Annotated in this window: 21 protein-coding genes and 1 pseudogene; 7 read left to right on the forward strand and 15 right to left on the reverse strand. The window is 62.2% G+C overall.

From position 1 onward, the window contains the following. Positions 1-27: 27 nt before the first annotated feature. On the forward strand, positions 28-1,521 hold the full coding sequence (locus K3819_RS28300; RefSeq protein WP_221398328.1) for a YifB family Mg chelatase-like AAA ATPase: 1,494 nt from the start codon (positions 28-30) through the stop codon (positions 1,519-1,521). A gap of 105 nt (positions 1,522-1,626) precedes the next feature. On the opposite strand, the gene K3819_RS29835 is transcribed toward K3819_RS28300, so the two are convergent. From K3819_RS29835 to K3819_RS28310, 3 genes and pseudogenes are all read right to left on the reverse strand, one after another. After that, positions 1,627-2,487: a methyl-accepting chemotaxis protein gene (locus K3819_RS29835; RefSeq protein WP_371855392.1), complete on the reverse strand. Its 861-nt coding sequence runs from the start codon at positions 2,485-2,487 to the stop codon at positions 1,627-1,629. Between the two features lie 42 nt (positions 2,488-2,529). After that, positions 2,530-3,603 (reverse strand): annotated as a pseudogene (locus K3819_RS29840) (Cache 3/Cache 2 fusion domain-containing protein); the annotation flags it as partial. Between the two features lie 180 nt (positions 3,604-3,783). Further along, positions 3,784-4,704 (reverse strand): LysR substrate-binding domain-containing protein, encoded by a 921-nt coding sequence (locus K3819_RS28310; protein WP_085612068.1) that lies wholly within the window; start codon positions 4,702-4,704, stop codon positions 3,784-3,786. Between the two features lie 158 nt (positions 4,705-4,862). Between K3819_RS28310 and K3819_RS28315 the strand changes: the two genes are divergently transcribed. Then, positions 4,863-6,257, forward strand: coding sequence for a NorM family multidrug efflux MATE transporter (locus K3819_RS28315; protein ID WP_221398329.1), 1,395 nt, complete (start codon positions 4,863-4,865; stop codon positions 6,255-6,257). A gap of 42 nt (positions 6,258-6,299) precedes the next feature. Here K3819_RS28315 and K3819_RS28320 read toward each other — a convergent pair whose 3' ends face one another. Continuing rightward, positions 6,300-7,970: a bifunctional diguanylate cyclase/phosphodiesterase gene (locus K3819_RS28320; protein ID WP_064600376.1), complete on the reverse strand. Its 1,671-nt coding sequence runs from the start codon at positions 7,968-7,970 to the stop codon at positions 6,300-6,302. Positions 7,971-8,234: 264 nt separating this feature from the next. Between K3819_RS28320 and rep the strand changes: the two genes are divergently transcribed. Continuing rightward, positions 8,235-10,244 carry a DNA helicase Rep gene (gene rep, locus K3819_RS28325; protein ID WP_039765244.1) on the forward strand — a complete coding sequence of 670 codons (2,010 nt, stop codon included), beginning with the start codon at positions 8,235-8,237 and terminating at the stop codon, positions 10,242-10,244. Positions 10,245-10,301: 57 nt separating this feature from the next. Further along, on the forward strand, positions 10,302-10,874 hold the full coding sequence (locus K3819_RS28330; protein ID WP_007954497.1) for a xanthine phosphoribosyltransferase: 573 nt from the start codon (positions 10,302-10,304) through the stop codon (positions 10,872-10,874). 131 nt (positions 10,875-11,005) lie between these two features. Here the strand turns inward: K3819_RS28330 and K3819_RS28335 are convergent, their stop codons facing one another. From K3819_RS28335 to dadA, 6 genes are all read right to left on the reverse strand, one after another. Then, on the reverse strand, positions 11,006-12,928 hold the full coding sequence (locus K3819_RS28335; protein WP_221398330.1) for an acetyl-CoA hydrolase/transferase C-terminal domain-containing protein: 1,923 nt from the start codon (positions 12,926-12,928) through the stop codon (positions 11,006-11,008). A 136-nt stretch (positions 12,929-13,064) separates the two neighbouring features. Then, on the reverse strand, positions 13,065-13,481 hold the full coding sequence (locus K3819_RS28340; protein WP_064600380.1) for a cytochrome c5 family protein: 417 nt from the start codon (positions 13,479-13,481) through the stop codon (positions 13,065-13,067). A 181-nt stretch (positions 13,482-13,662) separates the two neighbouring features. Continuing rightward, entirely contained in the window at positions 13,663-14,211 is a 549-nt protein-coding gene (locus K3819_RS28345; protein ID WP_003229444.1) for a cupin domain-containing protein, read from the reverse strand. Positions 14,212-14,299: 88 nt separating this feature from the next. Beyond that, the gene (gene alr / locus K3819_RS28350) at positions 14,300-15,373 is read right to left on the reverse strand and encodes an alanine racemase (protein ID WP_221398331.1); all 1,074 of its coding nucleotides are present in this window, start codon (positions 15,371-15,373) and stop codon (positions 14,300-14,302) included. Positions 15,374-15,468: 95 nt separating this feature from the next. After that, positions 15,469-15,822, reverse strand: a complete 354-nt coding sequence (locus K3819_RS28355; RefSeq protein ID WP_039765240.1) for a RidA family protein — start codon at positions 15,820-15,822, stop codon at positions 15,469-15,471. Further along, positions 15,794-17,098, reverse strand: coding sequence for a D-amino acid dehydrogenase (dadA, locus tag K3819_RS28360; RefSeq protein ID WP_064600388.1), 1,305 nt, complete (start codon positions 17,096-17,098; stop codon positions 15,794-15,796). The genes K3819_RS28355 and dadA overlap by 29 nt, the downstream gene beginning before the upstream one ends. Positions 17,099-17,252: 154 nt before the next feature. Between dadA and K3819_RS28365 the strand changes: the two genes are divergently transcribed. After that, the gene (locus tag K3819_RS28365; protein WP_003177284.1) at positions 17,253-17,741 is read left to right on the forward strand and encodes an Lrp/AsnC ligand binding domain-containing protein; all 489 of its coding nucleotides are present in this window, start codon (positions 17,253-17,255) and stop codon (positions 17,739-17,741) included. Between the two features lie 4 nt (positions 17,742-17,745). Here K3819_RS28365 and K3819_RS28370 read toward each other — a convergent pair whose 3' ends face one another. Then, the gene (locus K3819_RS28370) at positions 17,746-18,099 is read right to left on the reverse strand and encodes a YkgJ family cysteine cluster protein (protein ID WP_064600390.1); all 354 of its coding nucleotides are present in this window, start codon (positions 18,097-18,099) and stop codon (positions 17,746-17,748) included. A 145-nt stretch (positions 18,100-18,244) separates the two neighbouring features. Here K3819_RS28370 and K3819_RS28375 point away from each other — a divergent pair, with 145 nt between their 5' ends. Continuing rightward, positions 18,245-19,555 carry an FAD-binding oxidoreductase gene (locus K3819_RS28375; protein WP_221398332.1) on the forward strand — a complete coding sequence of 437 codons (1,311 nt, stop codon included), beginning with the start codon at positions 18,245-18,247 and terminating at the stop codon, positions 19,553-19,555. 135 nt (positions 19,556-19,690) lie between these two features. Here K3819_RS28375 and K3819_RS28380 read toward each other — a convergent pair whose 3' ends face one another. Beyond that, on the reverse strand, positions 19,691-19,936 hold the full coding sequence (locus K3819_RS28380) for a DUF1127 domain-containing protein (protein WP_039765237.1): 246 nt from the start codon (positions 19,934-19,936) through the stop codon (positions 19,691-19,693). A gap of 179 nt (positions 19,937-20,115) precedes the next feature. On the opposite strand from K3819_RS28380, the gene K3819_RS28385 reads away from it, so the two are divergent. Beyond that, entirely contained in the window at positions 20,116-21,543 is a 1,428-nt protein-coding gene (locus tag K3819_RS28385) for a PLP-dependent aminotransferase family protein (RefSeq protein ID WP_085612073.1), read from the forward strand. 12 nt (positions 21,544-21,555) lie between these two features. Here the strand turns inward: K3819_RS28385 and K3819_RS28390 are convergent, their stop codons facing one another. From K3819_RS28390 to K3819_RS28400, 3 genes are all read right to left on the reverse strand, one after another. Next, positions 21,556-22,098, reverse strand: a complete 543-nt coding sequence (locus tag K3819_RS28390; RefSeq protein ID WP_221398333.1) for a hypothetical protein — start codon at positions 22,096-22,098, stop codon at positions 21,556-21,558. A gap of 14 nt (positions 22,099-22,112) precedes the next feature. Then, complete coding sequence (locus tag K3819_RS28395) at positions 22,113-24,452, reverse strand: fimbria/pilus outer membrane usher protein (protein WP_158090093.1); 2,340 nt, start codon at positions 24,450-24,452, stop codon at positions 22,113-22,115. An 83-nt stretch (positions 24,453-24,535) separates the two neighbouring features. After that, a complete protein-coding gene (locus K3819_RS28400) occupies positions 24,536-25,243 on the reverse strand; it encodes a fimbria/pilus chaperone family protein (protein WP_085612076.1) in 708 nt (235 codons plus the stop codon). Between the last annotated feature and the right edge of the window lie 118 nt (positions 25,244-25,361).

Genomic DNA, 25,361 nt, shown 5'->3' on the forward strand with positions numbered 1-25,361 from the left:
CCCCCCGATTCAACTCAAGGAACGACCATGTCCCTCGCCATCGTCCATAGCCGCGCCCAGATTGGCGTGGATGCCCCCGCCGTCACCGTCGAAGTCCACCTGGCCAACGGCCTGCCCTCGCTGACCATGGTCGGCCTGCCCGAAGCGGCGGTGAAGGAAAGCAAGGATAGGGTGCGTAGTGCGATCATCAATTCCGGGCTGCAGTTTCCGGCGCGGCGGATCACTCTGAATCTGGCACCGGCGGATCTGCCCAAGGATGGCGGTCGGTTCGATCTGGCGATTGCGCTGGGGATTCTGTCGGCGAGTGTGCAGGTGCCGACCTTGACGCTGGATGACGTGGAGTGCCTTGGCGAACTGGCGTTGTCCGGCGCCGTGCGGGCGGTGCGCGGGGTGTTGCCGGCGGCACTGGCAGCGCGCAAGGCCGGGCGGACGCTGGTGGTGCCGCGGGCGAATGCCGAGGAGGCTTGTCTGGCGTCGGGACTGAGGGTGATTGCGGTGGATCATCTGCTGGAGGCTGTGGCGCATTTCAACGGGCATACGCCAGTCGAGCCTTATGTCTCGGACGGGCTGATCCATGCTGCCAAACCTTATCCCGACCTGAATGAAGTCCAGGGCCAACTGGCGGCCAAACGGGCGCTGCTGATTGCCGCTGCCGGCGCCCACAACCTGCTGTTCAGCGGGCCACCGGGGACGGGCAAGACATTGCTGGCCAGTCGTTTGCCAGGGCTGCTGCCACCGCTGACCGAGAGTGAAGCGCTGGAAGTGGCGGCGATTCAATCCGTCGCCAGTGGCGCGCCGCTGACTCACTGGCCGCAACGCCCGTTCCGCCAACCGCATCACTCGGCTTCCGGGCCGGCATTGGTCGGTGGCAGTTCAAAACCTCAGCCCGGCGAAATCACCCTCGCCCACCATGGCGTGCTGTTTCTCGATGAGCTGCCCGAGTTTGATCGCAAGGTGCTGGAGGTGCTGCGCGAACCGCTGGAATCCGGCTGCATCGTGATCGCAAGGGCCAAGGAACGGGTGCGGTTTCCCGCGAGATTCCAGCTGGTCGCGGCGATGAATCCCTGCCCCTGTGGATATCTCGGCGAACCGAGCGGCAAATGCTCATGCACACCGGACATGGTGCAGCGCTATCGCAACAAACTGTCGGGGCCGTTGCTGGACCGGATCGATTTACACCTGACGGTGGCGCGGGAGGCGACAGCGCTTAACCCTGCCGTGAAACCGGGAGAGGACAGCGCCAGCGCGGCCACGCGGGTCGCCGAGGCCCGCGAGCGTCAGCAAAAACGCCAGGGTTGCGCCAATGCGTTTCTCGATTTGCCGGGGCTGAAGAAGCACTGCAAGTTATCCACAGCCGATGAAACCTGGCTGGAGACCGCGTGCGAAAGATTGACCTTGTCGCTGCGCTCGGCGCACCGGCTGCTCAAGGTCGCGCGGACATTGGCGGATCTTGAAAAGCGCGCAGATATCAGTCGCGAGCATCTGGCCGAAGCGTTGCAATATCGGCCGGTGACTCAGTAAGTGCTGAGTTTGGGGTGGCCCCAATCGCGAGCAGGCTCGCTCCCACAAGTCCAACGTAGACCCTGTGGGAGCGAGCCTGCTCGCGATCGCTGGTTCAGAGACGCCTCAACGGAAGCGGTCGACCTCTTGGCGCAGGTCGGCTGCCAGGCCTTCCAGTTCCTTGGCGGTGATGGCCAGGTTCGACACCACTTCGCGCTGCTCGCTGTTGGCCATCGCGATGCTTTGCAAGTTGCTGCTGAGCAAAGTCGCGGTGCTGCTCTGCTCCTGAGTCGCGGTGGTGATCGCGGCAAACTGCTCACCCGCCGAGCGACTTTGCTCGTCAATGCGCGCCAGCGCCGACGCCACGTTGGCATTTCGCGACAGGCCTTCCTGCATCAGCAGGTTGCCCTGCTCCATGTTGCTGATGGCGTTGCCGGTTTCCTGCTGGATGCTGTGAATCATGCTGGAAATTTCATCCGTCGCCTGACGGGTACGCGAGGCCAGGCTGCGTACCTCGTCGGCCACCACGGCAAAGCCGCGACCTTGTTCACCGGCACGGGCGGCTTCGATCGCAGCGTTGAGTGCCAGCAGGTTGGTCTGTTCGGCAATCGAGGTGATCACGCTGACAATGCCGCCGATTTCCTGGGAACGCTGACCGAGCGTGTTGATCACGGTCGCGGTGGTGTTCAGTGCGCCGGCAATCTGCTCCAGCGAGGAAGACGCTTCCTCCATCGACGTGCGACCGATCTGGGTCTGCTGCGCGTTTTCCTGGGCCAGACGCTGGGTGTTGCCCATGTTGTCGGCAATGTTCAGCGACGTGGCGGAAAACTCCTCTACCGCGCCGGCCATGCTGGTGATCTCGCCGGACTGTTGCTCCATGCCTTCATAGGCGCCGCCGGACAGACCGGACAGCGCCTGAGCCCGACGGTTGACCTCTTCGGAGGCGCGGCGGATGTGCTCGACCATGGTCGACAGCGCCTGGCTCATCTGGTTGAAGGCGCGGGCCAACTGACCAATCTCGTCGTTGCTCGACACGCTCAGGCGCACGCTCAGATCACCCGCGCCCAAGGCTTCGGCCTGACGCACCAGATCACCCAAAGGCGCCAGTTTGCTGCGCAGCAACCAGACCACGGAACCGACCGCCAGCAGCATCGCCAGCAGACTGCCGATGGCCAGCTGAGTGCCGACGCTCCAGGTCACCGCGCGGATCTCGGCCTTCGGCATGCTCGCCACCACCGACCACGGCCCACCCTCGAACGGCACGGCGATGCTGTAGAAATCTTCGGACTTGTCGCTCCAGAACCGGCCCTTACCCGGCGCTTTCGCCAGATCGTTGATTACCGGAATCGCTTGATCCAGCGCCTGCACGCCCGCCGGGGCCACCAGCCATTGGTTTTTCTCGTCCAGCAATGCCAGCGAACCGGTCTGGCCGATGCGGAAGCGCTTGAGATTGGCGAACTGGGCGTTCTGCGCGTCGGTGTAATCGAAACCGACGAACAACACCGCAATCACCTTGCCGCTGCTGTCACGCACCGGGGTGTATTGGGTCATGTAGGAACGATCGAACAGCAAGGCGCGGCCGACATAACCCTGCCCCGCCATCAACTTCGCATAGGCTGGATGGGCGTGGTCGAGCAAGGTGCCAATGGCGCGGGTGCCATCCTGTTTGGTCAGGGAGGTGCTGACCCGCACAAAATCTTCGCCGCTACGCACGAACAGCGTGGCGACACCGGCCGTCATCTGTTTGAACTCGTCGACTTCCTTGAAGTTGTTGTTCAACACTTCGCTGCCCAGGTGCAGGCCCGGCGTCTGGGTGCCGGCCACGGTCACCGGCTCGCTCGGATGAATGCTCAGGCCGGCGCTGAAGCGCTTCTCGAACAACCCGCTCAGGCGCTGGGTGCTTTCGCGCAGCGTGCCGTGGAAGGTGCTCAATTGGTCGGCGAGCAGACGCGCTTCACTGGCGAGGTGCTCCTCACGAGTGGCGAGGTTGGCGGTATCCAGCGAACGCAAAGCAAAGACTGTACTGCCGCTGATGACAATCGCCAGTATCACGGCGAGCGCGAGGCCCAGCTGCGAGGCGATCCGAGCGCGAGGTTGAGACATGGACAGCTCCTGGCCGAACTTCCGATCCTCCTTGATCGCAGCTCGGATAATTTTCTAATGGGGGTGAATCGTGGAGACCGGCACGACGGTTCCACATGCACGTATTCGGCGGTAAAACCGAATACTTGAGCGAACAGCAGGGTTATGGCGAAAGGCCGGCATTGTGCAGGCTCGAACGATTCAGCTCAAGCGCGTGACCGCCGGCAGCGCCATGGCGCGGACTTCGCCTTGCAGGAAGTCGCTGAGGCGGCGCAAACGTTCACCTCCGGGGCGGGTCTTTGGCCATACCAGGTAATAATTCAGTCCGCTGGCGACCGCCGTCGGCCAGGGCAGGCTCAAGCGCCCTTGCGCGACATCCTCGGCCACCATCAGTAGATCGCCCATGGACACCCCATAGCCCCTGGCTGCCGCGATCATGCCCAGCTCCAGGGTGTCGAACACCTGCCCGCCCTTGAGCGACACCTGTTCCGACAGTCCCATGTGTTCCAGCCAACTGCGCCAGTCCCGGCGATCCGGCGTCGGGTGCAGCAGCTCGGCGCTGGCTAGCCGCGCCACGTCCCACGGCTGATCGTTGAGCAGGTTCGGCGCGCCAACCGGAATCAGCTCCTCTGGAAACAGCAGGCTGGCTTCCCAGTCCGGCGGGAAATGTCCGTCACTCAGCAGCACCGCGCAATCGAAGGGCTCGTTGTTGAAGTCCACCGAGTCCACGTCCATCCACGCGCTGGTCAGTTGCACTTCGTTGCCTGGCTGCAAATGCCTGAAACGACTGAGCCGCGCCAGCAACCAGCGCATGGTCAGGGTCGACGGGGCTTTCATGCGCAGGATGTCATCTTCGGCGCGCAAGGTATTGCAGGCCCGTTCCAACGCAGCAAAGCCATCACGGATGCCCGGCAGAAGCAGACGTGCCGACTCGGTCAGTTGCAGGTTGCGCCCGCTGCGGTGGAACAGCCGGCAGGCGAAATGCTCTTCGAGCGTGCGGATGTGCCGGCTCACCGCACTTTGAGTGATCGACAACTCTTCGGCTGCCCGGGTGAACGAGCTGTGGCGTGCCGCCGCTTCGAATGCGCGCAGGGCATACAAGGGTGGAAGACGACGGGACATGCACAACGCTCCAATGGCGGGATTGCGCCAACTTAGCAGAATCGCGGCAGGATGAGTTTTAATCATGCCACCCATCCTTTTTATCCCTTTGTGCAACCTGCGCCAAACCCTGAGAATCGACGGTCTCTTGCTCCCTCTTTTATAAGGATGTGAACGCCATGCAGCGTCCTGTGCGTACCGAACTCTGGGCCATCCTGCGGCTGGCGGGGCCGTTGATCGCCTCGCAGTTGGCGCACATGCTGATGGTGCTGACCGACACCCTGATGATGGCGCGCCTCAGTCCCGAAGCGCTAGCCGGTGGCGGTCTGGGCGCGGCCACTTATTCATTCGTGTCTATTTTCTGCATCGGCGTGATCGCGGCGGTCGGCACTCTGGTGGCGATTCGTCAGGGCGCTGGCGACATCATCGGTGCCGCCCGCCTGACCCAGGCCGGACTGTGGCTGGCATGGCTGATGGCGCTCGGTGCCGGGCTGCTGTTGTGGAACTTGAAACCGGTGTTGCTGCTGTTCGGCCAGACCGAGACCAACGTCAACGCCGCCGGGCAGTTCCTGATCGCCCTGCCCTTCGCCCTGCCCGGCTACCTGAGCTTCATGGCCCTGCGCGGTTTCACCAGCGCCATCGGCCGGGCAACGCCGGTGATGGTCATCAGCCTCGCCGGCACGGTGGCCAACTTCCTGCTCAACTACGCGCTGATCACCGGCCTGTTCGGCCTGCCGAAACTCGGGCTGACCGGTATCGGCCTGGTCACGGCAATTGTCGCCAACTGCATGGCGCTGGCACTGGCCTGGCACATTCGTCGGCATCCGGCCTATGACGCCTACCCGCTTCGCGAAGGTCTGTCGCGGCCGAACCGGCAGTACCTGAAAGAACTCTGGCGCCTGGGCCTGCCCATCGGCGGCACCTACGCGGTGGAAGTCGGGCTGTTCGCCTTCGCGGCGCTGTGCATGGGCACCATGGGCAGCACGCAACTGGCGGCGCATCAGATCGCCCTGCAAATCGTCTCGGTGGCATTCATGGTTCCTGCGGGGATGTCGTATGCGATCACCATGCGCGTCGGCCAGCATTACGGCGCCGGGCAATTGAACGATGCGCGGATGTCGGGAAGGGTCGGCATCGTCTTTGGTGCGGTGGTAATGCTGGGGTTTGCGATGGTGTTCTGGTTGCTGCCGAATCAGTTGGTCGGTTTGTTCCTCGACCATAACGACCCGGCGTTTGCCGAAGTGATTCGTCTGGCCGTGAGCCTGCTGGCCGTGGCGGCGTGGTTCGAGCTGTTCGACGGCACGCAGACGATTGCCATGGGCTGCATCCGCGGCCTCAAGGATGCCAAGACCACATTCCTGGTCGGGCTTGTTTGCTACTGGCTGATCGGCGCGCCGGCGGCGTGGCTGATGGCGTTTCATCTGCACTGGGGGCCGACCGGCGTCTGGTGGGGTCTGGCGCTGGGGCTGGCCTGTGCGGCGGTGAGCTTGACGCTGGCGTTCGAATGGAAGATGAAGCGAATGATTCGGCTTGAGCCGCAATCTCAAGGCTTCAAAATCGCTCAGGCCGAATGAGTCTCCCTGTGGGAGCGAGCTCGCTCCCACAGGGGTTTGAGGCTAAACCACGATACCCAGCGGCGGCTGGCTGGCGTCAACCACCAGATATTCAACCAGTTCCGCCAACGGCAGCGGCTTGCTGATCAGGTAACCCTGCACCTGATCACAGCCGAACCCGCGCAACAGATCCAGTTGCTCCCGGGTTTCCACCCCTTCGGCCACCACTTCCAGGTGCAGGTTGTGCGCGAGATTGATCATCGCGTGCACCAGTTTGCGGTTCTCTTCGCGCTGCTCCATGCCGCCGACGAAGCTCTTGTCGATCTTCAGCAAGGTAATCGGCAGGCTGTTGAGGTGCACGAACGACGAGAACCCGGTGCCGAAATCATCCAGCGAAAATCGCACGCCGAGGCGACCGAGGGCGTCCATGGTCTGCTTGACCAGATCGCTGCGGCGCATCACGGCGGTTTCGGTGAGTTCGAATTCCAGCCACTGCGCCTCGACCCCGCGCTCGGCGATCAGACGACTGAGCGTCGGCAGCAACTGACTGTCCTGAAACTGGCGGAACGACAGGTTGATCGCCATGTGCAGCGCCGGCAGTCCGCGCTCGCGCAACGCCTGCATGTCGCGCAGGGCCCGGGATATCACCCAGTAACCCAGCGGCACGATCAGGCCGCTCTGCTCCGCCAGCGGCACGAATTCACTCGGCGGCAGCAGGCCGCGCTCACTGTGACGCCAGCGCACCAGCGCTTCGAGGCCGACGATCTGGCCGTCCTGCAGGTTCAGGCGCGGCTGGTAATGCAGCTCCAGCTCGTCACGACGCAAGGCCCGGCGCAGCTCGCTTTCGAGGTCGGCCATGCTTCGCGCGTTGCGGTTGATTCGTTCGTTGAAGATGTGAAAGGTGCAGCCTTGCGTGCTCTTGGCCTGCTGCATGGCGATGTGGGCGTGCCACATCAGCGGATCGGCGCCGCCCTGGGCGCGGGCATGGGCGATGCCCAGGCTGGAGCCGATCAACAGGCTTTCGCCGTCGACCCAGTAAGGTTCGGCCAAGGCTTCGGTAATGCGCTCGGCCATCCATTCCGCCCGTTGCGGGGCGCGGCGGGTATCGATCAGCAAGGCGAATTCATCGCTGCCCAGGCGCGCCAGTTGATCGCCGACTTCCAGCTGACTTTTCAGCCGTGCGACGACTTGCAGGATCAGGCGGTCGCCGGCCTGGTGGCCAAGGGCATCGTTGGCGTGACGGAAGTTGTCGAGATCGAGGTGCCCAAGGGCCAGGCCGCGGCCGTCGTTTTCGGCCAGGCGCGCCGTCAGCAGGGTCTGGAAGCCCTGACGGTTGGCGATGCCGGTCAGCGGATCCTGCTCGGCCAGGCGTTGCAGGGTGTTTTCCAGCACGCCGCGTTCGCGCACATGCCGCAGGCAACGTCGAAGCATGCCGGGATCGAGGGCATCGAACACCAGCCAGTCGCTGACACCATCGGGCGCGGTCGCCGGCTCGTGTTCCAACAGCAACACCGTCGGCAGGCTGCAACGGCCGGGCGCCGGCTGCAACGCGGGAACGGTCAACAACACCGCGTGGCGGTTGTCTTCGAACAGACTGCTGACCGACTCCCAGCTCGGCGCGCTGATCAGCACCGCCGCACTCCCCAACGGAGCCAGACACTCGCGCAATAACGCTGTCCACGCTGGCTCTTCGGCCAGTAGCAGCAAACGCAAGGGTTCGACAGGCGTAGTCAAGCTGACTCCCTAGACTCTGCAATGATGTGGGCGGCGGGCATTATGCCGTTGCGGCAACCAATGACCAAACGACAACGGTTATCAAAACGTTATTTTGTGTCACGAATGAGAACATTAGCCGCAAAATCACCGCGCATCCTGCGTGAAAGTAACAAAACCGGCAAATTTGAATCGCGTGCTGCGTCACAAGTCGGAGAGAGCAGCACAAATCGCTGAGCCTGTTAAAATGCCGGCCCATTTCGTCAACGACTCCCGAATTTTCGTATGTCCCGACTCAATCCCCGGCAGCAAGAAGCCGTGAACTACGTCGGCGGCCCTCTATTGGTGCTCGCCGGTGCTGGCTCCGGCAAGACCAGCGTGATCACGCGCAAGATTGCGCACCTGATCCAGAACTGCGGCATCCGCGCCCAGTACATCGTCGCCATGACCTTCACCAACAAGGCCGCGCGCGAGATGAAAGAGCGGGTCGGCACCCTGCTGCGTCCAGGTGAAGGACGCGGGCTGACGGTCTGCACTTTCCACAACCTGGGCCTGAACATCATCCGCAAGGAACATGAACGGCTGGGCTACAAACCCGGTTTCTCGATCTTCGACGAAACCGACGTCAAGTCGCTGATGACCGACATCATGCAGAAGGAATATGCAGGCGACGACGGCGTCGACGAGATCAAGAATATGATCGGCGCCTGGAAAAACGACCTGATCCTGCCGGCCCAGGCCCTGGAAAACGCCCGCAACCCCAAGGAACAGACCGCCGCCATCGTCTACACCCACTACCAGCGCACGCTCAAGGCGTTCAACGCGGTGGACTTCGACGACCTGATCCTGCTGCCGGTGAAACTCTTCGAAGAGCACGCCGACATCCTCGAAAAGTGGCAGAACAAGGTGCGTTACCTGCTGGTCGACGAATACCAGGACACCAACGCCAGCCAGTACCTGCTGGTGAAAATGCTCATCGGCAAACGCAACCAGTTCACCGTGGTGGGCGACGACGACCAGTCGATCTACGCCTGGCGCGGCGCGCGGCCGGAAAACCTGATGCTGCTCAAGGACGACTACCCGTCCCTGAAAGTGGTGATGCTCGAGCAGAACTACCGCTCCACCAGCCGCATCCTGCGCTGCGCCAACGTGCTGATCTCGAACAACCCGCACGAATTCGAGAAGCAGCTGTGGAGTGAGATGGGCCACGGCGACGAGATCCGCGTGATCCGCTGCCGCAACGAGGACGCCGAAGCCGAACGCGTGGCCATGGAAATCCTCAGCCTGCACTTGCGCACCGACCGCCCGTACAGCGATTTCGCGATCCTCTATCGCGGCAACTACCAGGCCAAGCTGATCGAGCTGAAACTGCAGCACCATCAGGTGCCGTACCGTCTGAGCGGCGGCAACAGTTTCTTCGGTCGTCAGGAAGTGAAAGACCTGATGGCCTACTTCCGCCTGATCGTGAACCCGGACGACGACAACGCCTTCCTGCGGGTGATCAACGTGCCGCGCCGGGAAATCGGCTCGACGACCCTGGAAAAACTCGGCAACTACGCCACCGAACGCAAGATCTCGATGTACGCCGCCACCGACGAACTCGGCCTGGGCGAACATCTGGACAGCCGCTTCACCGACCGCCTGTCGCGCTTCAAGCGTTTCATGGACAAGGTGCGCGAGCAGTGCGCCGGCGAAGACCCGATCTCCGCCCTGCGCAGCATGGTCATGGACATCGACTACGAGAACTGGCTGCGCACCAACAGTTCCAGCGACAAGGCCGCGGACTACCGGATGAGCAACGTCTGGTTCCTGATCGAAGCCTTGAAGAACACCCTGGAAAAAGACGAAGACGGCGAAATGACCGTCGAGGACGCCATCGGCAAACTCGTCCTGCGTGACATGCTGGAACGTCAGCAGGAAGAGGAAGACGGCGCCGAAGGCGTGCAGATGATGACCCTGCATGCGTCCAAGGGCCTGGAATTCCCCTACGTGTTCATCATGGGCATGGAAGAGGAAATCCTCCCGCACCGTTCCAGCATCGAAGCCGACACCATCGAAGAAGAACGCCGCCTGGCCTACGTGGGCATTACCCGCGCGCGCCAGACCCTCGCGTTTACCTTCGCCGCCAAGCGCAAACAGTACGGCGAGATCATCGACTGCGCGCCAAGCCGCTTCCTCGATGAACTGCCGCCGGACGACCTGGCCTGGGAAGGCAACGACGACACACCGACCGAAGTCAAAGCCGTGCGGGGCAATAGCGCACTGGCTGATATACGCGCGATGTTAAAGCGCTAGAATTGACCACTTTTTACTAGACCTTCGGCGCACAAAGCGCCAAATGAGGACAGCTTCATGGAAGCATTGCACCAGAAAATCCGCGAACTAGGCATCGTGCTTTCCGACCAGGTCCTGAAGGTCGACGCCTTCCTGAACCACCAGATCGACCCGGCCCTGATGAAGCTGATCGGCGACGAATTCGCCACGCTGTTCAAGGATTCGGGCATCACCAAGATTGTCACCATCGAAGCCTCGGGCATCGCCCCGGCGATCATGACCGGCCTGAACCTCGGCGTGCCGGTGATCTTCGCCCGCAAGCAACAGTCCCTGACCCTGACTGAAAACCTGCTGTCGGCGACCGTTTACTCGTTCACCAAGAAAACCGAAAGCACCGTGGCCATCTCCCCGCGCCACCTGACCAGCAGCGACCGTGTGCTGATCATCGACGACTTCCTGGCCAACGGTAAGGCGTCCCAGGCGCTGATCTCGATCATCAAGCAGGCCGGCGCCACCGTCGCTGGCCTGGGCATCGTGATCGAGAAGTCGTTCCAGGGCGGCCGTGCGGAGCTGGATTCGCAGGGTTACCGCGTCGAGTCGCTGGCTCGCGTGAAGTCGCTGAAGGATGGCGTGGTTACCTTCATCGAGTAACCCGGCTTCATCGCATTATCCCTGTGGGAGCGGGCTTGCTCGCGAAGGCGTTGTGTCAGTCAAAGTATAGGTCGACTGACACGGCGTCTTCGCGAGCAAGCCCGCTCCCACAGTTGGTTTTACGGTGAACATTATTGCGCGGTAGCTTTGAGGCCAGTGAGGAGCAACCGCTGAAACAGGTCTTCCTTCAGTCCTTCCGGATCGGTCAGCTGCATGCGCGCCAGATGCTCCGGATACAGCGAAGCCTGCGGCGCATCCAGCGCGGCCTTGCCCAACTCCAGAATCTCCGTCAGCTTGAATTTGCTCTTGAGCCAGTTCAGCGCCCGCAACAGATCCTTTTCGACCTCCGTGAAATCGCAGCCCAGCGGATACTCCGGAAACAGGTTCGGATGTCGTGCGGCAATCGCCTGCAAGCGTTGCGGGGTGTTGTCGGTAAAGCGCGGGTCGAGACGGAAATCCTTCGGTAGCTTGCCGACCTTCTGTGCCTGTTCGATCAGGCCCTGCTGGAAGCGTGAATCGCTGATATTGAGCAGCGCTTCGATCACCACCGCATCCGACTTGCCGCGCAGATCGGCGATACCGTACTCGGTGACCACAATGTCGCGCAGGTGCCGTGGAATCGTGCAGTGGCCGTACTCCCAGACAATGTTCGAGCTGACATCGCCGCCGGATTCGCGCCAGCTGCGCATCAGCAGGATCGAGCGCGCATCGTGCAGCGCATGGCCCTGAGCGACGAAGTTGTATTGCCCGCCGACGCCGCTGAGCACCCGCCCGTCTTCCAGTTGATCCGCCACACCCGCGCCCAGCAGAGTCATGGTGAACACGGTATTGATGAACCGCGCATCAACACGCTGCAGACGCTTGAGCTCTTCCTGACCGTACAGCTCGTTGATGTAGCTGATGCGAGTCATGTTGAATTCAAGGCGTTTGCTCAGCGGCAACTCACGCAAGCGTTCATAGAAACTGCGCGGTCCGAGGAAGAATCCGCCGTGGATCGAGATGCCGTCGGTTTGCGCCGCCTCGTCGAGGGTCCCGGCGTTGGCCTGCTCCTGAGTCTGTACATCCGGGTAAACCTTGCGCCGGATGATCCCGGCTTCGGCCAGCACCAGCAGGCCGTTGACGAACATTTCGCTGCAACCGTACAGGCCTTTGGCGAAGGGCTCGATGCCCCCCTCGCGTTCGATCAACTGCGCCCACTGGCTGAGGTTCACATCGGTCAGCAAGTCCTGATATCCGGCGTTGTCGGCCTGACGCGCCAGCAAAGCTGCGGTCAGCGCATCGCCCATCGAGCCGATACCGATCTGCAAGGTGCCGCCATCGCGCACCAAGGTGCTGGCGTGCAAACCGATGAAATGATCCTGAAAGCCGACAGGCATGTTCGGTGTGGAAAACAGCGTGCTGCTGTCCTTCTCGTCGATCAGCAGGTCGAAGGTATCGATGTCGACTTCGGCGTCGCCCGGCATGTACGGCAACTCGGTGTGCACCTGGCCGACCAGCAGAATGGTCTCCCCCGCCGCCCGGCGTTTGGCGATCATCGGGAACAGGTCGAGAGTGATGTCCGGGTTGCAACTGAGGCTCAGGCGATCCGGGTGTTCGCTGCTGCTGGCGAGCAATTGCGCCACCAGATTCAGCCCGGCGGCGTTGATGTCGCGGGCGGCGTGGCTGTAGTTGCTGCTGACGTAATCCTGCTGGGCCGGCGCGCTGTTGAGCAGGCTGCCGGGCTGCATGAAGAATTGCTCGATGCGGATGTTGGACGGCAGGCTGTCGCGGTGCAGGTCGGCGAGGAATTCCAGCTCCGGGTAATCGCCGAACACCCGCTCGACGAAGGGTTCGATGAAGCGCTTCTGCAAACCATCGCCCAGGGTCGGACGGCCAAGGCACAAGGCGGTGTAGATCGTCAGCTGACGTTCGGGCAATCCGGCAATCCGCCGGTACAGCGCGTTGACGAAGGGATTGGGTTTGCCCAGGCCCAGCGGCAGGCCCATGTGGATGTGCGCCGGCAACCGCGCCAGCACGTCGTCCACCGCCTGTTCGATCGAACACAACTGCACCATCTGAAGCCTCCTGCCCGTTCCGTGAATAGAGGTACGACCGAGATTGCCGGTTGTTTGCTGCAAAGAACAGCCTCAGGCCTGAATCGCGGGCACAAAAAAACCGTCCGGAGACGGTTTTTTTCGTCAGAAGCGCGGCTTATTTCAGGCCGGACATCTTCTGGATCGCGCCCTTGAGCTCTTCATCGGAGCAGTCGGCGCAGGTGCCTTTTGGCGGCATCGAGTTGATGCCGGTGATGGCCTTGGCCAGGATGCCGTCGAGGCCGCCCTGGTGATCGGCGCGCTCTTTCCAGGCTGCGGCGTCACCGATTTTCGGGGCGCCCAGCAGACCGGAGCCGTGGCAAGCGTTGCAATGTTTGGCAATCACTTCGTCCGGCGTCTTGGCGCCGCCACCGCCGCCTGCCGAAGCAGCGACTTCCATCCCCTTGCACTCTTGCCCTTGAACACACACCTGGCCGACCGGCTCAAGGCGTTTGGCAATGTCGTCATTCGTCGCAGCTTGAGCGCTGACAGCCCAGAGGGCCAGTACGGTTGCTGGTGCAGCCAGCATTTTCATAATTAGGTTCACGCGTTCACCCTCAATGGTGGCTATTCACGCCTGCGGCCACGGTTCGCAGGCGGGCGCAAGTATAGCGGTTAGCCCGCTTCACTGAAACAACCCCAAAGTCGAAGGGGTTATATCGCGCTGTGGAAAAACGTTTCGGGTGCCTTTGCCGTATGGCCTGGCGCCTCTTGGTTTAAAAATTCGCCGGCGTGGCTGCGCTGATTAGTCGCGCCGGTGCATCGAAAGGGTTACGGAAACGATGCGGCTTGGTACTTTCAAAGTAGTAGCTGTCGCCGGCTTCGAGGATAAAAGTTTCAAGGCCTACCACCAGTTCCAGGCGCCCTTCCACCAGAATCCCGGTTTCCTCGCCTTCGTGGGTCAGCATTTCTTCGCCGGTGTCGGCGCCCGGCGGGTAGATTTCATTGAGGAACGCGATGGCCCGACTCGGGTGCGCGCGGCCGACCAGTTTCATGGTCACGGCGCCGTCGGAAATGTCGATCAGCTCGTTGGCCTTGTAGACGATCTGGGTCGGTTTTTCCTGCAGGATCTCTTCGGAAAAGAACTCGACCATGGACATGGGAATCCCGCCCAGAACCTTCCTCAGCGAACTGATCGAAGGGCTGACGCTGTTCTTTTCGATCATCGAAATGGTGCTGTTGGTGACGCCCGCGCGCTTGGCGAGTTCACGCTGGGAAAGCCCTTTGAGCTTGCGGATCGATTGCAGTCGTTCACCGACGTCCAAGGCTGGAGCCTCCTGATGTTGTAGAAATATTGAGCGTTATCATGGCGACAGCGTTCAGTATTTACAACACTTGGGCCCCGCTAGCGCTTCAACCCTCGGAATAGAGCCTTGGCACCCGGCGCAGATTGCAGAAGATCTGGTACGGAATGGTGTCCGCCCACTTCGCCACATCGCTGGCGAGGATGTTTTTGCCCCACAACTCGACGGTCGAACCGAGGCCGGCCTGCGGTACGTCAGTCAGGTCGATGCACAGCATGTCCATCGACACCCGCCCAAGAATGCGGCTGCGCTGGCCGGCCACCAGCACCGGGGTGCCGGTCGGCGCCTGACGCGGATAACCGTCGGCGTAACCCATGGCGACCACGCCGATGCGCATCGGTTTGTCGGTGATGAACTTCGCGCCGTAACCCACCGGCTCGCCGGCCGGCAATTCGCGCACGCTGATGACTTTCGATTCCAGGGTCATCACCGGCTGCAGGCGCTCGGCCACGGCGTTGGCTTCTTCGAACGGGGTGGCGCCGTAGAGCATGATGCCCGGGCGCACCCAGTCGCTGTGAATCTGCGGCCAGCCCAGCACCGCCGGCGAGTTGCGCAGGCTGACTTCGGCCGCCAGGCCCTGACGCGCGGCTTCGAACACCGCGACCTGATCGGCGCTGCTCTGCTCGTGCAGTTCATCGGCCCGGGCGAAGTGGCTCATCAGCACGACTTTGGCCACTTTGCCGCTGGCCAGCAAACGTTGGTAAGCCGCCGGGTAATCCTTGGGATGCAGGCCCACGCGGTGCATGCCCGAATCGAGCTTCAGCCACACGGTGATCGGCTTGCTCAACGCCGCCTGCTGGATCGCTTCGAGCTGCCACAGCGAATGCACCACGCACCAGAAATCGTGCTCGACGATCAGCGCCAGCTCATCGGCCTCGAAAAAACCTTCAAGCAGCAGCACTGGCGCGCGAATCCCGGCGGCACGCAGCTCCAGGGCTTCTTCGATGCACGCCACCGCGAAGCCGTCCGCTTCAGCCTCCAGCGCCTGGGCGCAACGCACCGCGCCATGGCCGTAGGCATCGGCCTTGATCACCGCCAGTGCCTTGGCACCGGTGACTTCACGGGCGATACGGTAGTTGTGACGCAGGGCTTGAAGGTCGATCAGGGCACGGGCAGGACGCATGGCAGCAGACTTCTTGGCGGTCATGGGAATAAAAACCGGCGCTGGCTGACGGCGTGAACCGCCAACAGCACCGGGAGAGGGATCTTTACAACGGGTTACGGCAACGCGGCGACGATAGAGATCTCGACCAGGATGCTCGGCTTGGCCATCTTCGCTTCGACGGTGGCGCGGGCCGGGGCGGCGCCTTTGGGCAGCCACTGATCCCACACCGAATTCATGCCGGCAAAGTGCGCCTCGATGTCGTTCAGGTAGATCGTCGCCGACAGCAGATGCTGCTTGTCGGTGCCGGCCAGATCGAGCAGGCGCTCGATGTTGGCGAGTACGTCGCGGGTCTGCTGTTCGACACCGGCGTTGAAGTCATCGCCGACCTGCCCGGACAGATACACCGTACCGTTGTGGCTGACGATCTGACTCATGCGCTCATTGGTGAGCTGGCGCTGGATTGCCATGCTTTGCGGACTCCTGGGTGGTGTTGCCATAACGGGAAATATCGAGACCTTCGGCGCTGATCTGCGGCTTTTTCTTCGCCATCAGGTCGGCCAGCAAGCGACCGGAGCCGCACGCCATGGTCCAGCCGAGAGTGCCGTGACCGGTGTTCAGGAACAGGTTCTTGAACGGGGTGGCGCCGACGATCGGCGTGCCATCCGGGGTGGTTGGACGCAGGCCGGTCCAGAAGCTCGCTTCGGCCAGATTGCCGCCCTGAGGATAAAGGTCGTTGACGATCATCTCCAGGGTTTCGCGCCGACGCGGGTTGAGCGACAGGTCAAAACCCGCGATCTCCGCCATGCCGCCGACGCGGATGCGGTTGTCGAAACGGGTGATCGCGACCTTGTAGGTCTCGTCGAGAATGGTCGAGGTCGGAGCCATGGCCGGGTTGGTGATCGGCACAGTCAGCGAGTAGCCCTTCAACGGATACACCGGGGCCTTGATGCCCAGCGGCTTGAGCAGTTGCGGCGAGTAGCTGCCGAGGGCCAGCACGTAGCGGTCGGCGGTTTCCAGCTTGCCGTCGATCCATACGCCGTTGATGCGGTCACCGGCGAAGTCGAGGCGCTGGATGTCCTGGCCGAAGCGGAATTCCACACCGAGCTTGGTAGCCATTTCGGCGAGGCGGGTGGTGAAGATCTGGCAGTCGCCGGTCTGGTCGTTCGGCAGGCGCAGGGCACCGGCGAGGATGTCGGTGACACCCGCCAGCGCCGGTTCGACGCGGGCAATGCCGTCGCGGTCGAGCACTTCGAACGGTACGCCGGATTCTTTCAGTACGGCGATGTCTTTGGCGGCGTTATCCAGTTGTGCCTGGGTGCGGAACAACTGGGTGGTGCCGAGGCTGCGGCCTTCGTAGGCGATGCCGGTCTCGGCGCGCAATTCGTCGAGGCAGTCGCGGCTGTACTCGGACAGACGCACCATGCGCTCCTTGTTGACCGCGTAACGGTTGGCGGTGCAGTTGCGCAGCATCTGCGCCATCCACAGGTACTGATCAATGTCGGCGGTGGCCTTGATTGCCAGCGGCGCGTGGCGTTGCAGCAGCCACTTGATGGCTTTGAGGGGTACGCCCGGCGCAGCCCACGGCGAGGCGTAGCCTGGCGAGACCTGGCCGGCGTTGGCGAAACTGGTCTCCATGGCCGCAGCGGGCTGCCGGTCGACCACCACCACTTCAAACCCGGCACGGGCCAGATAGTAAGCACTGGCGGTACCGATGACGCCGCTACCCAAGACCATAACGCGCATTTTGTATCCCTCATCGCGGCGTGCCGCGTACGTCTGTTGTTAGAGCAATGATGCGCGCAGTGTAAAAAAGATTTGCCAGTGCTTTTCACTGTATAAGCGCCTATATTTGGCGACAATTCTCGGCAAAAACCCTTTTCACGGAGGCGCATCCCCTATGCGTACCAACACTCAAACCAAACGTGAGCTGGACAAGATCGACCGCAACATCTTGCGGATCCTGCAGGCGGACGGGCGTATTTCATTCACCGAACTGGGCGAAAAGGTCGGGCTCTCCACCACGCCGTGCACCGAGCGGGTGCGGCGCCTGGAGCGCGAGGGGATCATCATGGGCTACAACGCCCGCCTGAATCCGCAGCACTTGAAGGGTAGTCTGCTGGTTTTCGTCGAGATCAGTCTCGACTACAAATCCGGCGATACTTTCGAAGAGTTCCGACGTGCGGTGCTGAAATTGCCCCACGTGCTCGAATGCCACCTGGTGTCAGGGGATTTCGACTATCTGGTGAAGGCGCGGATTTCCGAGATGGCTTCGTACCGCAAATTGCTGGGCGACATCCTGCTCAAGTTGCCGCACGTGCGCGAATCCAAGAGCTACATCGTCATGGAAGAAGTAAAGGAGAGCCTGAGCCTGCCGATTCCGGACTGATCGCTCAAACCAGCACTTGCCGATTTTCGGCCATGTACTCGAACACTTGCTTCTCGACCCGCGGGTGAATCAGCTCCACCGGTCGTCGGCCGTTGGGGCACGGCAAGGTCTGCGTCGTACCGAACAACCGGCAAATCAGCGGCCGCTCGTCATACACCGTGCAGCCATTTGGCCCCAGATGCACACAGTTGAGTTCTTCCATGGCCGCATCCTGCTCGGCGCGGGTCTTGCGCGGCAGGCGGGACATTTCCTCGGGCGAAGTGGTCACCGGCCCGCAGCAGTCATGACAGCCCGGCACGCACTCGAACGTGGGAATCTGCTGACGCAGGGCGCGGATTTTCTGACTGTTGCAGCTCATTGCAGCGGTAACCGGAGCGGAATAGGCGGCAATTGTGCCGCAAAAGCCGTGATCCAGACACCACGGGCCGACCAATGTTGCCCGTCCTCGGGCCTGCGGCTTATGCTCCGTCAAATTTTCTCGACACCCGCTCAGGATGACGCCCATGAATGCCCGCTCCCACGCCTCCGCGAGCCAACCCCACGTTGCCTCTTATTACGCCGCCAGCAGCCTGCCGCACCCCGACCATCCGGTGCTGCAAGGTGAACTGATCGCGGACGTGTGCGTGGTCGGTGGCGGCTTCTCCGGGCTGAACACGGCGCTGGAATTGGCTGAACGGGGTTTGAGCGTCGTGTTGCTGGAGGCGAACCGGATCGGCTGGGGCGCCAGCGGTCGCAACGGCGGGCAACTGATTCGCGGGGTCGGTCACGGCCTCGATCAATTCGCCAACGTGATCGGCACCGACGGCGTACGTCAGATGAAACTCATGGGCCTGGAAGCGGTGGAAATCGTCCGCCAGCGCGTCGAAAAATTTCAGATCCCCTGCGACCTGACCTGGGGTTACTGCGACCTCGCCAACAAACCTTCCGACCTTGAAGGTTTTGCCGAAGACGCCGAAGAGCTGCGCAGCCTCGGTTACCGCTACGAAACCCGCCTGCTGCAAGCGAACGAAATGCACACCGTGGTCGGCTCCAAACGCTACGTCGGCGGACTGATCGACATGGGCTCCGGGCATCTGCACCCACTGAACCTGGCACTCGGCGAAGCCGCAGCAGCGCAGCAACTGGGGGTGAAGCTGTTCGAACAATCGGCGGTCACCCGCATCGACTACGGCCCTGAAGTCCGGGTGCACACCGCACAAGGTTCGGTGCGGGCGAAAACTCTGGTGCTGGGCTGCAATGCCTATCTCAATGACCTCAATCCGCAACTCAGCGGCAAGGTGCTGCCGGCCGGCAGCTACATCATTGCCACCGAACCGCTGAGCGAAGAACAGGCTCACGACCTGTTGCCACAGAACATGGCGGTCTGCGACCAGCGGGTGGCGCTGGATTACTATCGGCTCTCGGCGGACCGGCGCCTGCTGTTCGGCGGCGCCTGCCATTACTCGGGGCGCGATCCGAAGGACATCGGCGCGTACATGCGGCCCAAAATGCTGGAAGTGTTTCCGCAACTGGCCTCGGTAAATATTGATTATCAGTGGGGCGGGATGATCGGCATCGGCGCTAACCGTCTGCCGCAGATTGGCCGGCTCGCGGAGCAGCCGAACGTGTATTACGCCCAGGCCTATTCCGGCCATGGCGTGAATGCCACGCATTTGGCGGGCAAGCTACTGGCCGAAGCCATCAGCGGACAGCACAGCGGCGGTTTCGACCTGTTCGCCAAAGTGCCACACATCACCTTCCCCGGCGGCAAACATCTGCGTTCGCCGCTGCTGGCGTTGGGGATGTTGTGGCATCGGCTCAAAGAGTTGGTCTGATGTTTTTGTTGAGGCTCTGAATACGCCTTCGCGAGCAAGCCCGCTCCCACAGGTGACCGCGCTTCGACTGGAGAACACGGTCGAATTCGGGAGCGAGCTTGCTCGCGAAGGGGGCCGAAACAGGCATCGAAGATTTCAGATCCGCCAGAACGGCTTCAATCCCTCCTCCAGCGCCTGCTCGCGGGTCAGCCCGATATCCTTGAGCTGTTCCGGCGTCAGGCGCAGCAACGCCTTGCGCGTGTGCAGACGGTGCCAGAACAGGTCCCAGCGACTCAGGCCGGACGGTGCGTTGCACATGCTCTCGTTGCGCGCATTGTCCTGTTGCCCTGCCTCCAGTTCCTGACTGTGTAACGTCAGCCGCACATCGCTCAAGCCGTTCATTTTCATTGCTCCTGTTTACTTGGGTAGCCAGAGATTCCATGATGCGCGGGCGGGCAAAAGCATTACAGATTCAACAGATCTGTATTAATTCCATACAGATTGATCGTCCCAAGCTCTGAATTGTCGATTTTTGCCGCATCTGTACCGGTTTACCGAATCACCTGCACCGAGGCAGTGTCATGACCCTGTATGTAAACCTCGCCGAACTGCTCGGCACGCGCATCGAACAAGGCTTCTACCGCCCCGGCGACCGACTGCCGTCGGTGCGCGCCCTGAGCGTCGAACACGGGGTCAGCCTGAGCACGGTGCAGCAGGCCTATCGCATGCTGGAAGACAGCGGCCTGGCCACGCCGAAACCCAAGTCCGGGTACTTCGTGCCGGTCGGTCGCGAGTTGCCGGAACTGCCGGCGGTGGGGCGTCCGGCGCAGCGGCCGGTGGAAATTTCCCAGTGGGATCAGGTGCTGGAACTGATTCGCGCCGTGCCGCGCAAGGACGTGGTGCAGCTGGGTCGCGGCATGCCGGACATCTCGTCGCCGACGATGAAACCGCTGCTGCGCGGACTGGCCCGTATCAGCCGCCGTCAGGACATGCCCGGTCTGTATTACGACAACATCCACGGCACTCTCGAATTGCGTGAACAGATTGCCCGGCTGATGCTCGATTCCGGCTGCCAGTTGAGCGCCAGCGATCTGGTGGTCACCACTGGTTGCCACGAAGCGCTATCCACCAGCATCCACGCGATCTGCGAGCCCGGCGACATCGTCGCGGTGGATTCGCCGAGCTTCCACGGCGCCATGCAGACCCTAAAAGGCCTGGGCATGAAAGCCCTGGAAATCCCCACCGACCCGCTCACTGGCATCAGCCTCGAAGCGCTGGAACTGGCGCTGGAACAATGGCCGATCAAGGTCATCCAGCTCACGCCCAACTGCAACAACCCGCTCGGCTACATCATGCCGGAGTCGCGCAAACGTGCCCTGCTAAACCTGGCCCAGCGCTTCGACGTGGCGATCATCGAAGACGATGTGTATGGCGAACTGGCCTACACCTACCCACGCCCGCGCACGATCAAATCCTTCGACGAAGACGGCCGTGTGCTGCTCTGCAGTTCGTTCTCCAAGACCCTGGCGCCGGGCCTGCGCATTGGCTGGGTCGCGCCCGGCCGCTATCTCGAGCGGGTGCTGCACATGAAATACATCAGCACTGGCTCCACGGCACCGCAACCGCAGATCGCCATCGCCGAATTTCTCAAGGCCGGGCACTTCGAACCGCATTTGCGGCGGATGCGCACGCAATACCAGCGCAATCGCGACGTGATGATCGATTGGGTGACGCGCTACTTCCCGGCCGGCACCCGCGCCAGCCGCCCGCAGGGCAGCTTCATGCTCTGGGTCGAACTGCCGGAAGGTTTCGATACGCTGAAACTGAATCGTGCGCTGCACGATCAGGGCGTACAGATTGCCGTCGGCAGCATCTTTTCCGCCTCGGGCAAATATCGCAATTGCCTGCGCATGAACTACGCGGCCAAACCGACGCCGCTGATCGAAGAAGCAGTGCGCAAGGTCGGCGCGGCCGCCATCAAGCTGCTGGCTGAAAGTGACAACTGCTGACGCGGAGGTGCTTTAGCGCAGACGCAATCCCAGATCAGTCTCGAAGCGGGTCAGGTCACTGACCCGGCTCGCCGCAGATGGAATCCGCGCGTCCAGTTCCAGCTCGACCTCCATGCCCTGCCCCTCTATCCCGACTCCGGCGAGCGCAGGTATCAGTCTGGAACCAGGACGCAGGACATCAGCGTCCGGCCCGTCTACCAGCCCCTCGCTGAGCCACTGCGCCGGTTTGCCGTCGACCCGCACACTCATCACACGCACCTTGAGCGTACCGGCGCCGAAACGGTAAAGCCCGGCAGCCGCGGCGGGCCCGACCAGTTCCAGTCGCAACGGGCCTGACCGGCTGCATTGGACGGAGGCCTGAGCGCGACGAAGACCGAAACTCAACGGATCACCCTGGACAGACTGCGCCAGTAATTGCCCGCGCGTCGTGGTCCCGAAGTCGATGACGGCCGGGCCAAGTCTGACGGTGCAATCGGGGTTCGCCTCTACCCGGGCCATGGCTGTCAAAGTGCCCGCCAGCAGTACGCATGTAGCGCCGTTCTTCAATCCTTGCATGATGTTTTCCTTTTTCAGGCAATCCGGCAGATAGCCGATGCAGTTTCATACAGTGCGTCGGCGTCAGGCTCCAGGCTCAGGGCGAACTCCAGGCGACAACGCTGACCATCCGGCAACAGCACGTGCAATTGAAGGCCTGGCTGCAAGTCGGACAGGAAAATCCGCCCGGCCTCCAGCACGCTGGTGACGTACTGTCCCTGCCCGTCAAACACGCCGACACCCTTGTAGACAAAATCGTCATCCGGCATGCGCGCCTGCAACAGCACGCGCCGTGCGGTCACCATCTCGAACGCCAGGTGCGGCACCGCGCCACGTCCGGCCTCGACCTCCTGATAAGCGTTGTGCACATCGACATTGCGCCGCAGGCTGGCCGTATCGAGTTCGACCCGTGCCTTGCTGTACGCCGGCAGACTGGCCGCCACGGCGTGTCCGGAGCCATCGGTCCAGACCGGACCGCGCGGGGTATTCAATTTGACGCCAGCACTGTCACCGGCCTTGAGCAAGGCGAAGGTTTCGCGCAGCGGATAGGGCGACAGGGTCACGCCGCCACCGTGCACCAGTGCACCGCCACGCAGGCCGATGTCATAGCTCTGGTCGCCGGCACCGCTGCGGGCATAGCCCATGTCCATCTGACTGTAGCGGGGCAACAGATTGACCCGCCCGTTGAACCCGGCACGGCCGTCATCCGGTCGCTCGGCGCCGATGCTGTAAGCCAGGGTATCGCTCAGTTGTTCGTTGAACCGCAGACCACTGCGGGTACCGCTCACGTCGTCGCTGCGCACATAGCCGTGCACGGTCCGGCGCTTGCCCAGCGGCAAACTGACGCTCAGATAGGCCGCTGTGCCGCGGGCATCGTCCGTGGCCCCCGCGACAGCGCGCTCAACCGTCAATGTCACGTTGGCCCGGCGAATGCTCTGCGACCAGGCCAAGGCAACTCTTGAGTTGGCCGTCCCGTCAAACATGGAAAACCGCGAGTAGCTGCCGGAAAACCCACCGAACATCGGGCTGCTGGTGCTGAGGTTGGCCGTCAGTTGATTGCGCATCCGCTGGAACGGTCGATCATTGCGCGCATCCCAGGTGGTATCCGAGAGTGTGCGAAAACCCTGGGTCTGCTGGGTCAGCGCGACACTTGCCGATAACCTTTCACTCAACAAACCGCTCGCGGTCCACTGCAACTGCGTGCCGGTCAGTGCCTGGTCCTGCGCCCGGGAAAGCACCTGACGACCACTGACTACCAGGCGATCGCCAACGCCGCCCTGCAGTGCCCAACCGAGCGACTGATAGCCGCTGCCGAGCATCGCACCGGCCGTGGCCTGCCAGCGTGGGCTCAGTGGCCAGTCCTTGCTGGCTGCCGCAAACGCCGGAGCATCGCGCTCATCACCGGCATAGCGTCGTACCTGACCGACCGCCAGCCCATAACCTGGCGCCCGGCCCGTCATCCCACCCCGCAATTGTGTCGCCGGCACAATAAAACGCCGTTGCTGCCCGTCTTCCTCGTGGACCGTCACCTCCAGATCCACGCTCTGACTGAGCAGCGGCAAACCCACCAGCGTGAACGGACCACTGGGCACCACCGTGGTGTAGATCAGCGCACCGTTCTGGGTGACTTCGATCCGGGCCGCGGAATAGGCAATCCCTTCGACCCGCGCACCCGAACTGTCTTCGTCCAGCGCCATCAAGGCGAGCTCCGGCTGCACCTGAAAGCCATTAAAAGCCTCACCGGAAAACAGTGGCGATACCAGGTTCAACTGACCCAGTTGCAAGTTGGCCTGATAGTGTTCCGAAGTGTGCGAAGCGTAGGTATACAGGTGCTCGATACGCTCCTGACCGGCAAACTCGCTGTACACCTGACGACTGCGAAACAACCAGTCCGCCGCATTCAAGCCCAGCTCGGCGTTCAGGCTACGGTACTGCGAAGACTGTCTGGCGTAACGGCTGCCAAGCAGCAAGGCGTCGTAGTTGAACAGGCCCGCCGTACCACCGTTGACGAAGCTGCGGCGAGCCGGACGCTCGGGCAACAGTTTATCGGTGGGCATCAACAACGCGACGTGCTCCTGCGACGGATCGGCCTGCACCACTGCGTCCGGAAAATACCGGGCAAACAGCTCGCACCCCGTTTCACCCGTCGACTCGACGTGATCCGTCGCCCTGATGCCACCCCGCTCCAGAAGTGACGGCGCGAAACACAACTCGCCCTCGGCATCGAACGCGACCTGTACCCGCCCCTTGGGGACGCCGTTGACCGAGAGTGTTACGGCCTGCACGCCCTCGCGAAAGCGCGGTGCCTGGCTGAAATACTCGGCCAGGCGCGGATCCAGTCCACGTGATTTCAGTACATCCTCATTGAACTGCACCCCCCCAAGCTCTGCGCTTTCGGCGCTATGAACGAAACTCAAAACCACCATCAACACAGCGTCGGCATAACCACGCCAATGCATCAGTCCGTCACCAACGGAGCGTCAAAGTGCGCGATGGCGAAACCATAGGTGGTGACCGGGAACAGCCGCACCTGAGTTGGCGAATGGCTCGGCTCAGCCGTCCCGCTCAAGGTCAGTTGCTCACCGGGCAGTACATAGGTGCGACCCAGATCCATTTCCTTTTTGCCTGGCAACAAAGTCACCGAATGCCCCAGCCGCACAACATACGGACTGGGGTTGAGAACTTGTACTTCAGCGCCCTTTCGCGACCAGACCAGATGCTTCCATGGCTCTCGGTCGACCGGCAGGCTCGCCGGGCGCAGGATCGCTGGAATGTTTTGCCGCACGCTCAGACTGACCTGGGCTTTACTCGAGGAGTCCTGCGGTGCGATGCCCTCGAACACCACACGCTTGAGGCGCTCGGTCTTCAAAGGTTCGGCGCTGCGAAGGATGAAGCGCACACGCTGCGTGGTGCCGGGTTCGACCCGGGCGACCGGGGGCGTCAGCAGCAACAATGACTCGGTGTCCTGCGGTACGTCTTCAATGGACGTGTGCAGCAGTGCTGGATGCGGCTCGCTATTGAACACGTTGATGCCCGCTTCCCCAACGCCTTCGTCCAGCACCACGACAGGGGTCTCGGGAACCATTCCCGCTGCGTGGATCGGCTTTGGCACCCACAAAGAAACCAGCAACACGCTGGCGATGGCATTTCGCACAATGGCGTTCATGGAGTTTTCCACAGGCAAGCACGCAACCGGCATCCATGCCGGGCTACGGACCAACCGATCGGGTTGATTGGAAAGGACAGGCCTCGGAAGCGACCGAAGCCTGTCGATGGTTGCGCGT

It is taken from the genome of Pseudomonas sp. 3-2 (assembly GCF_019710535.1).
Taxonomy (GTDB): Bacteria; Pseudomonadota; Gammaproteobacteria; order Pseudomonadales; family Pseudomonadaceae; genus Aquipseudomonas; species Aquipseudomonas pharyngis.

What these genes read in the sequence shown, in the direction of transcription:
- K3819_RS28300 (WP_221398328.1), top strand. Translation starts at nt 28, where the DNA reads ATGTCCCTCGCCATCGTCCATAGCCGCGCCCAGATTGGCGTGGATGCC.
- K3819_RS29835 (WP_371855392.1), bottom strand. Translation starts at nt 2,487, where the DNA reads ATGAGCCAGGCGCTGTCGACCATGGTCGAGCACATCCGCCGCGCCTCC.
- K3819_RS28310 (WP_085612068.1), bottom strand. Translation starts at nt 4,704, where the DNA reads ATGTCCCGTCGTCTTCCACCCTTGTATGCCCTGCGCGCATTCGAAGCG.
- K3819_RS28315 (WP_221398329.1), top strand. Translation starts at nt 4,863, where the DNA reads ATGCAGCGTCCTGTGCGTACCGAACTCTGGGCCATCCTGCGGCTGGCG.
- rep (WP_039765244.1), top strand. Translation starts at nt 8,235, where the DNA reads ATGTCCCGACTCAATCCCCGGCAGCAAGAAGCCGTGAACTACGTCGGC.
- K3819_RS28330 (WP_007954497.1), top strand. Translation starts at nt 10,302, where the DNA reads ATGGAAGCATTGCACCAGAAAATCCGCGAACTAGGCATCGTGCTTTCC.
- K3819_RS28335 (WP_221398330.1), bottom strand. Translation starts at nt 12,928, where the DNA reads ATGGTGCAGTTGTGTTCGATCGAACAGGCGGTGGACGACGTGCTGGCG.
- K3819_RS28340 (WP_064600380.1), bottom strand. Translation starts at nt 13,481, where the DNA reads ATGAAAATGCTGGCTGCACCAGCAACCGTACTGGCCCTCTGGGCTGTC.
- alr (WP_221398331.1), bottom strand. Translation starts at nt 15,373, where the DNA reads ATGCGTCCTGCCCGTGCCCTGATCGACCTTCAAGCCCTGCGTCACAAC.
- K3819_RS28355 (WP_039765240.1), bottom strand. Translation starts at nt 15,822, where the DNA reads ATGGCAATCCAGCGCCAGCTCACCAATGAGCGCATGAGTCAGATCGTC.
- dadA (WP_064600388.1), bottom strand. Translation starts at nt 17,098, where the DNA reads ATGCGCGTTATGGTCTTGGGTAGCGGCGTCATCGGTACCGCCAGTGCT.
- K3819_RS28365 (WP_003177284.1), top strand. Translation starts at nt 17,253, where the DNA reads ATGCGTACCAACACTCAAACCAAACGTGAGCTGGACAAGATCGACCGC.
- K3819_RS28370 (WP_064600390.1), bottom strand. Translation starts at nt 18,099, where the DNA reads ATGAGCTGCAACAGTCAGAAAATCCGCGCCCTGCGTCAGCAGATTCCC.
- K3819_RS28375 (WP_221398332.1), top strand. Translation starts at nt 18,245, where the DNA reads ATGAATGCCCGCTCCCACGCCTCCGCGAGCCAACCCCACGTTGCCTCT.
- K3819_RS28380 (WP_039765237.1), bottom strand. Translation starts at nt 19,936, where the DNA reads ATGAACGGCTTGAGCGATGTGCGGCTGACGTTACACAGTCAGGAACTG.
- K3819_RS28385 (WP_085612073.1), top strand. Translation starts at nt 20,116, where the DNA reads ATGACCCTGTATGTAAACCTCGCCGAACTGCTCGGCACGCGCATCGAA.
- K3819_RS28390 (WP_221398333.1), bottom strand. Translation starts at nt 22,098, where the DNA reads ATGCAAGGATTGAAGAACGGCGCTACATGCGTACTGCTGGCGGGCACT.
- K3819_RS28400 (WP_085612076.1), bottom strand. Translation starts at nt 25,243, where the DNA reads ATGAACGCCATTGTGCGAAATGCCATCGCCAGCGTGTTGCTGGTTTCT.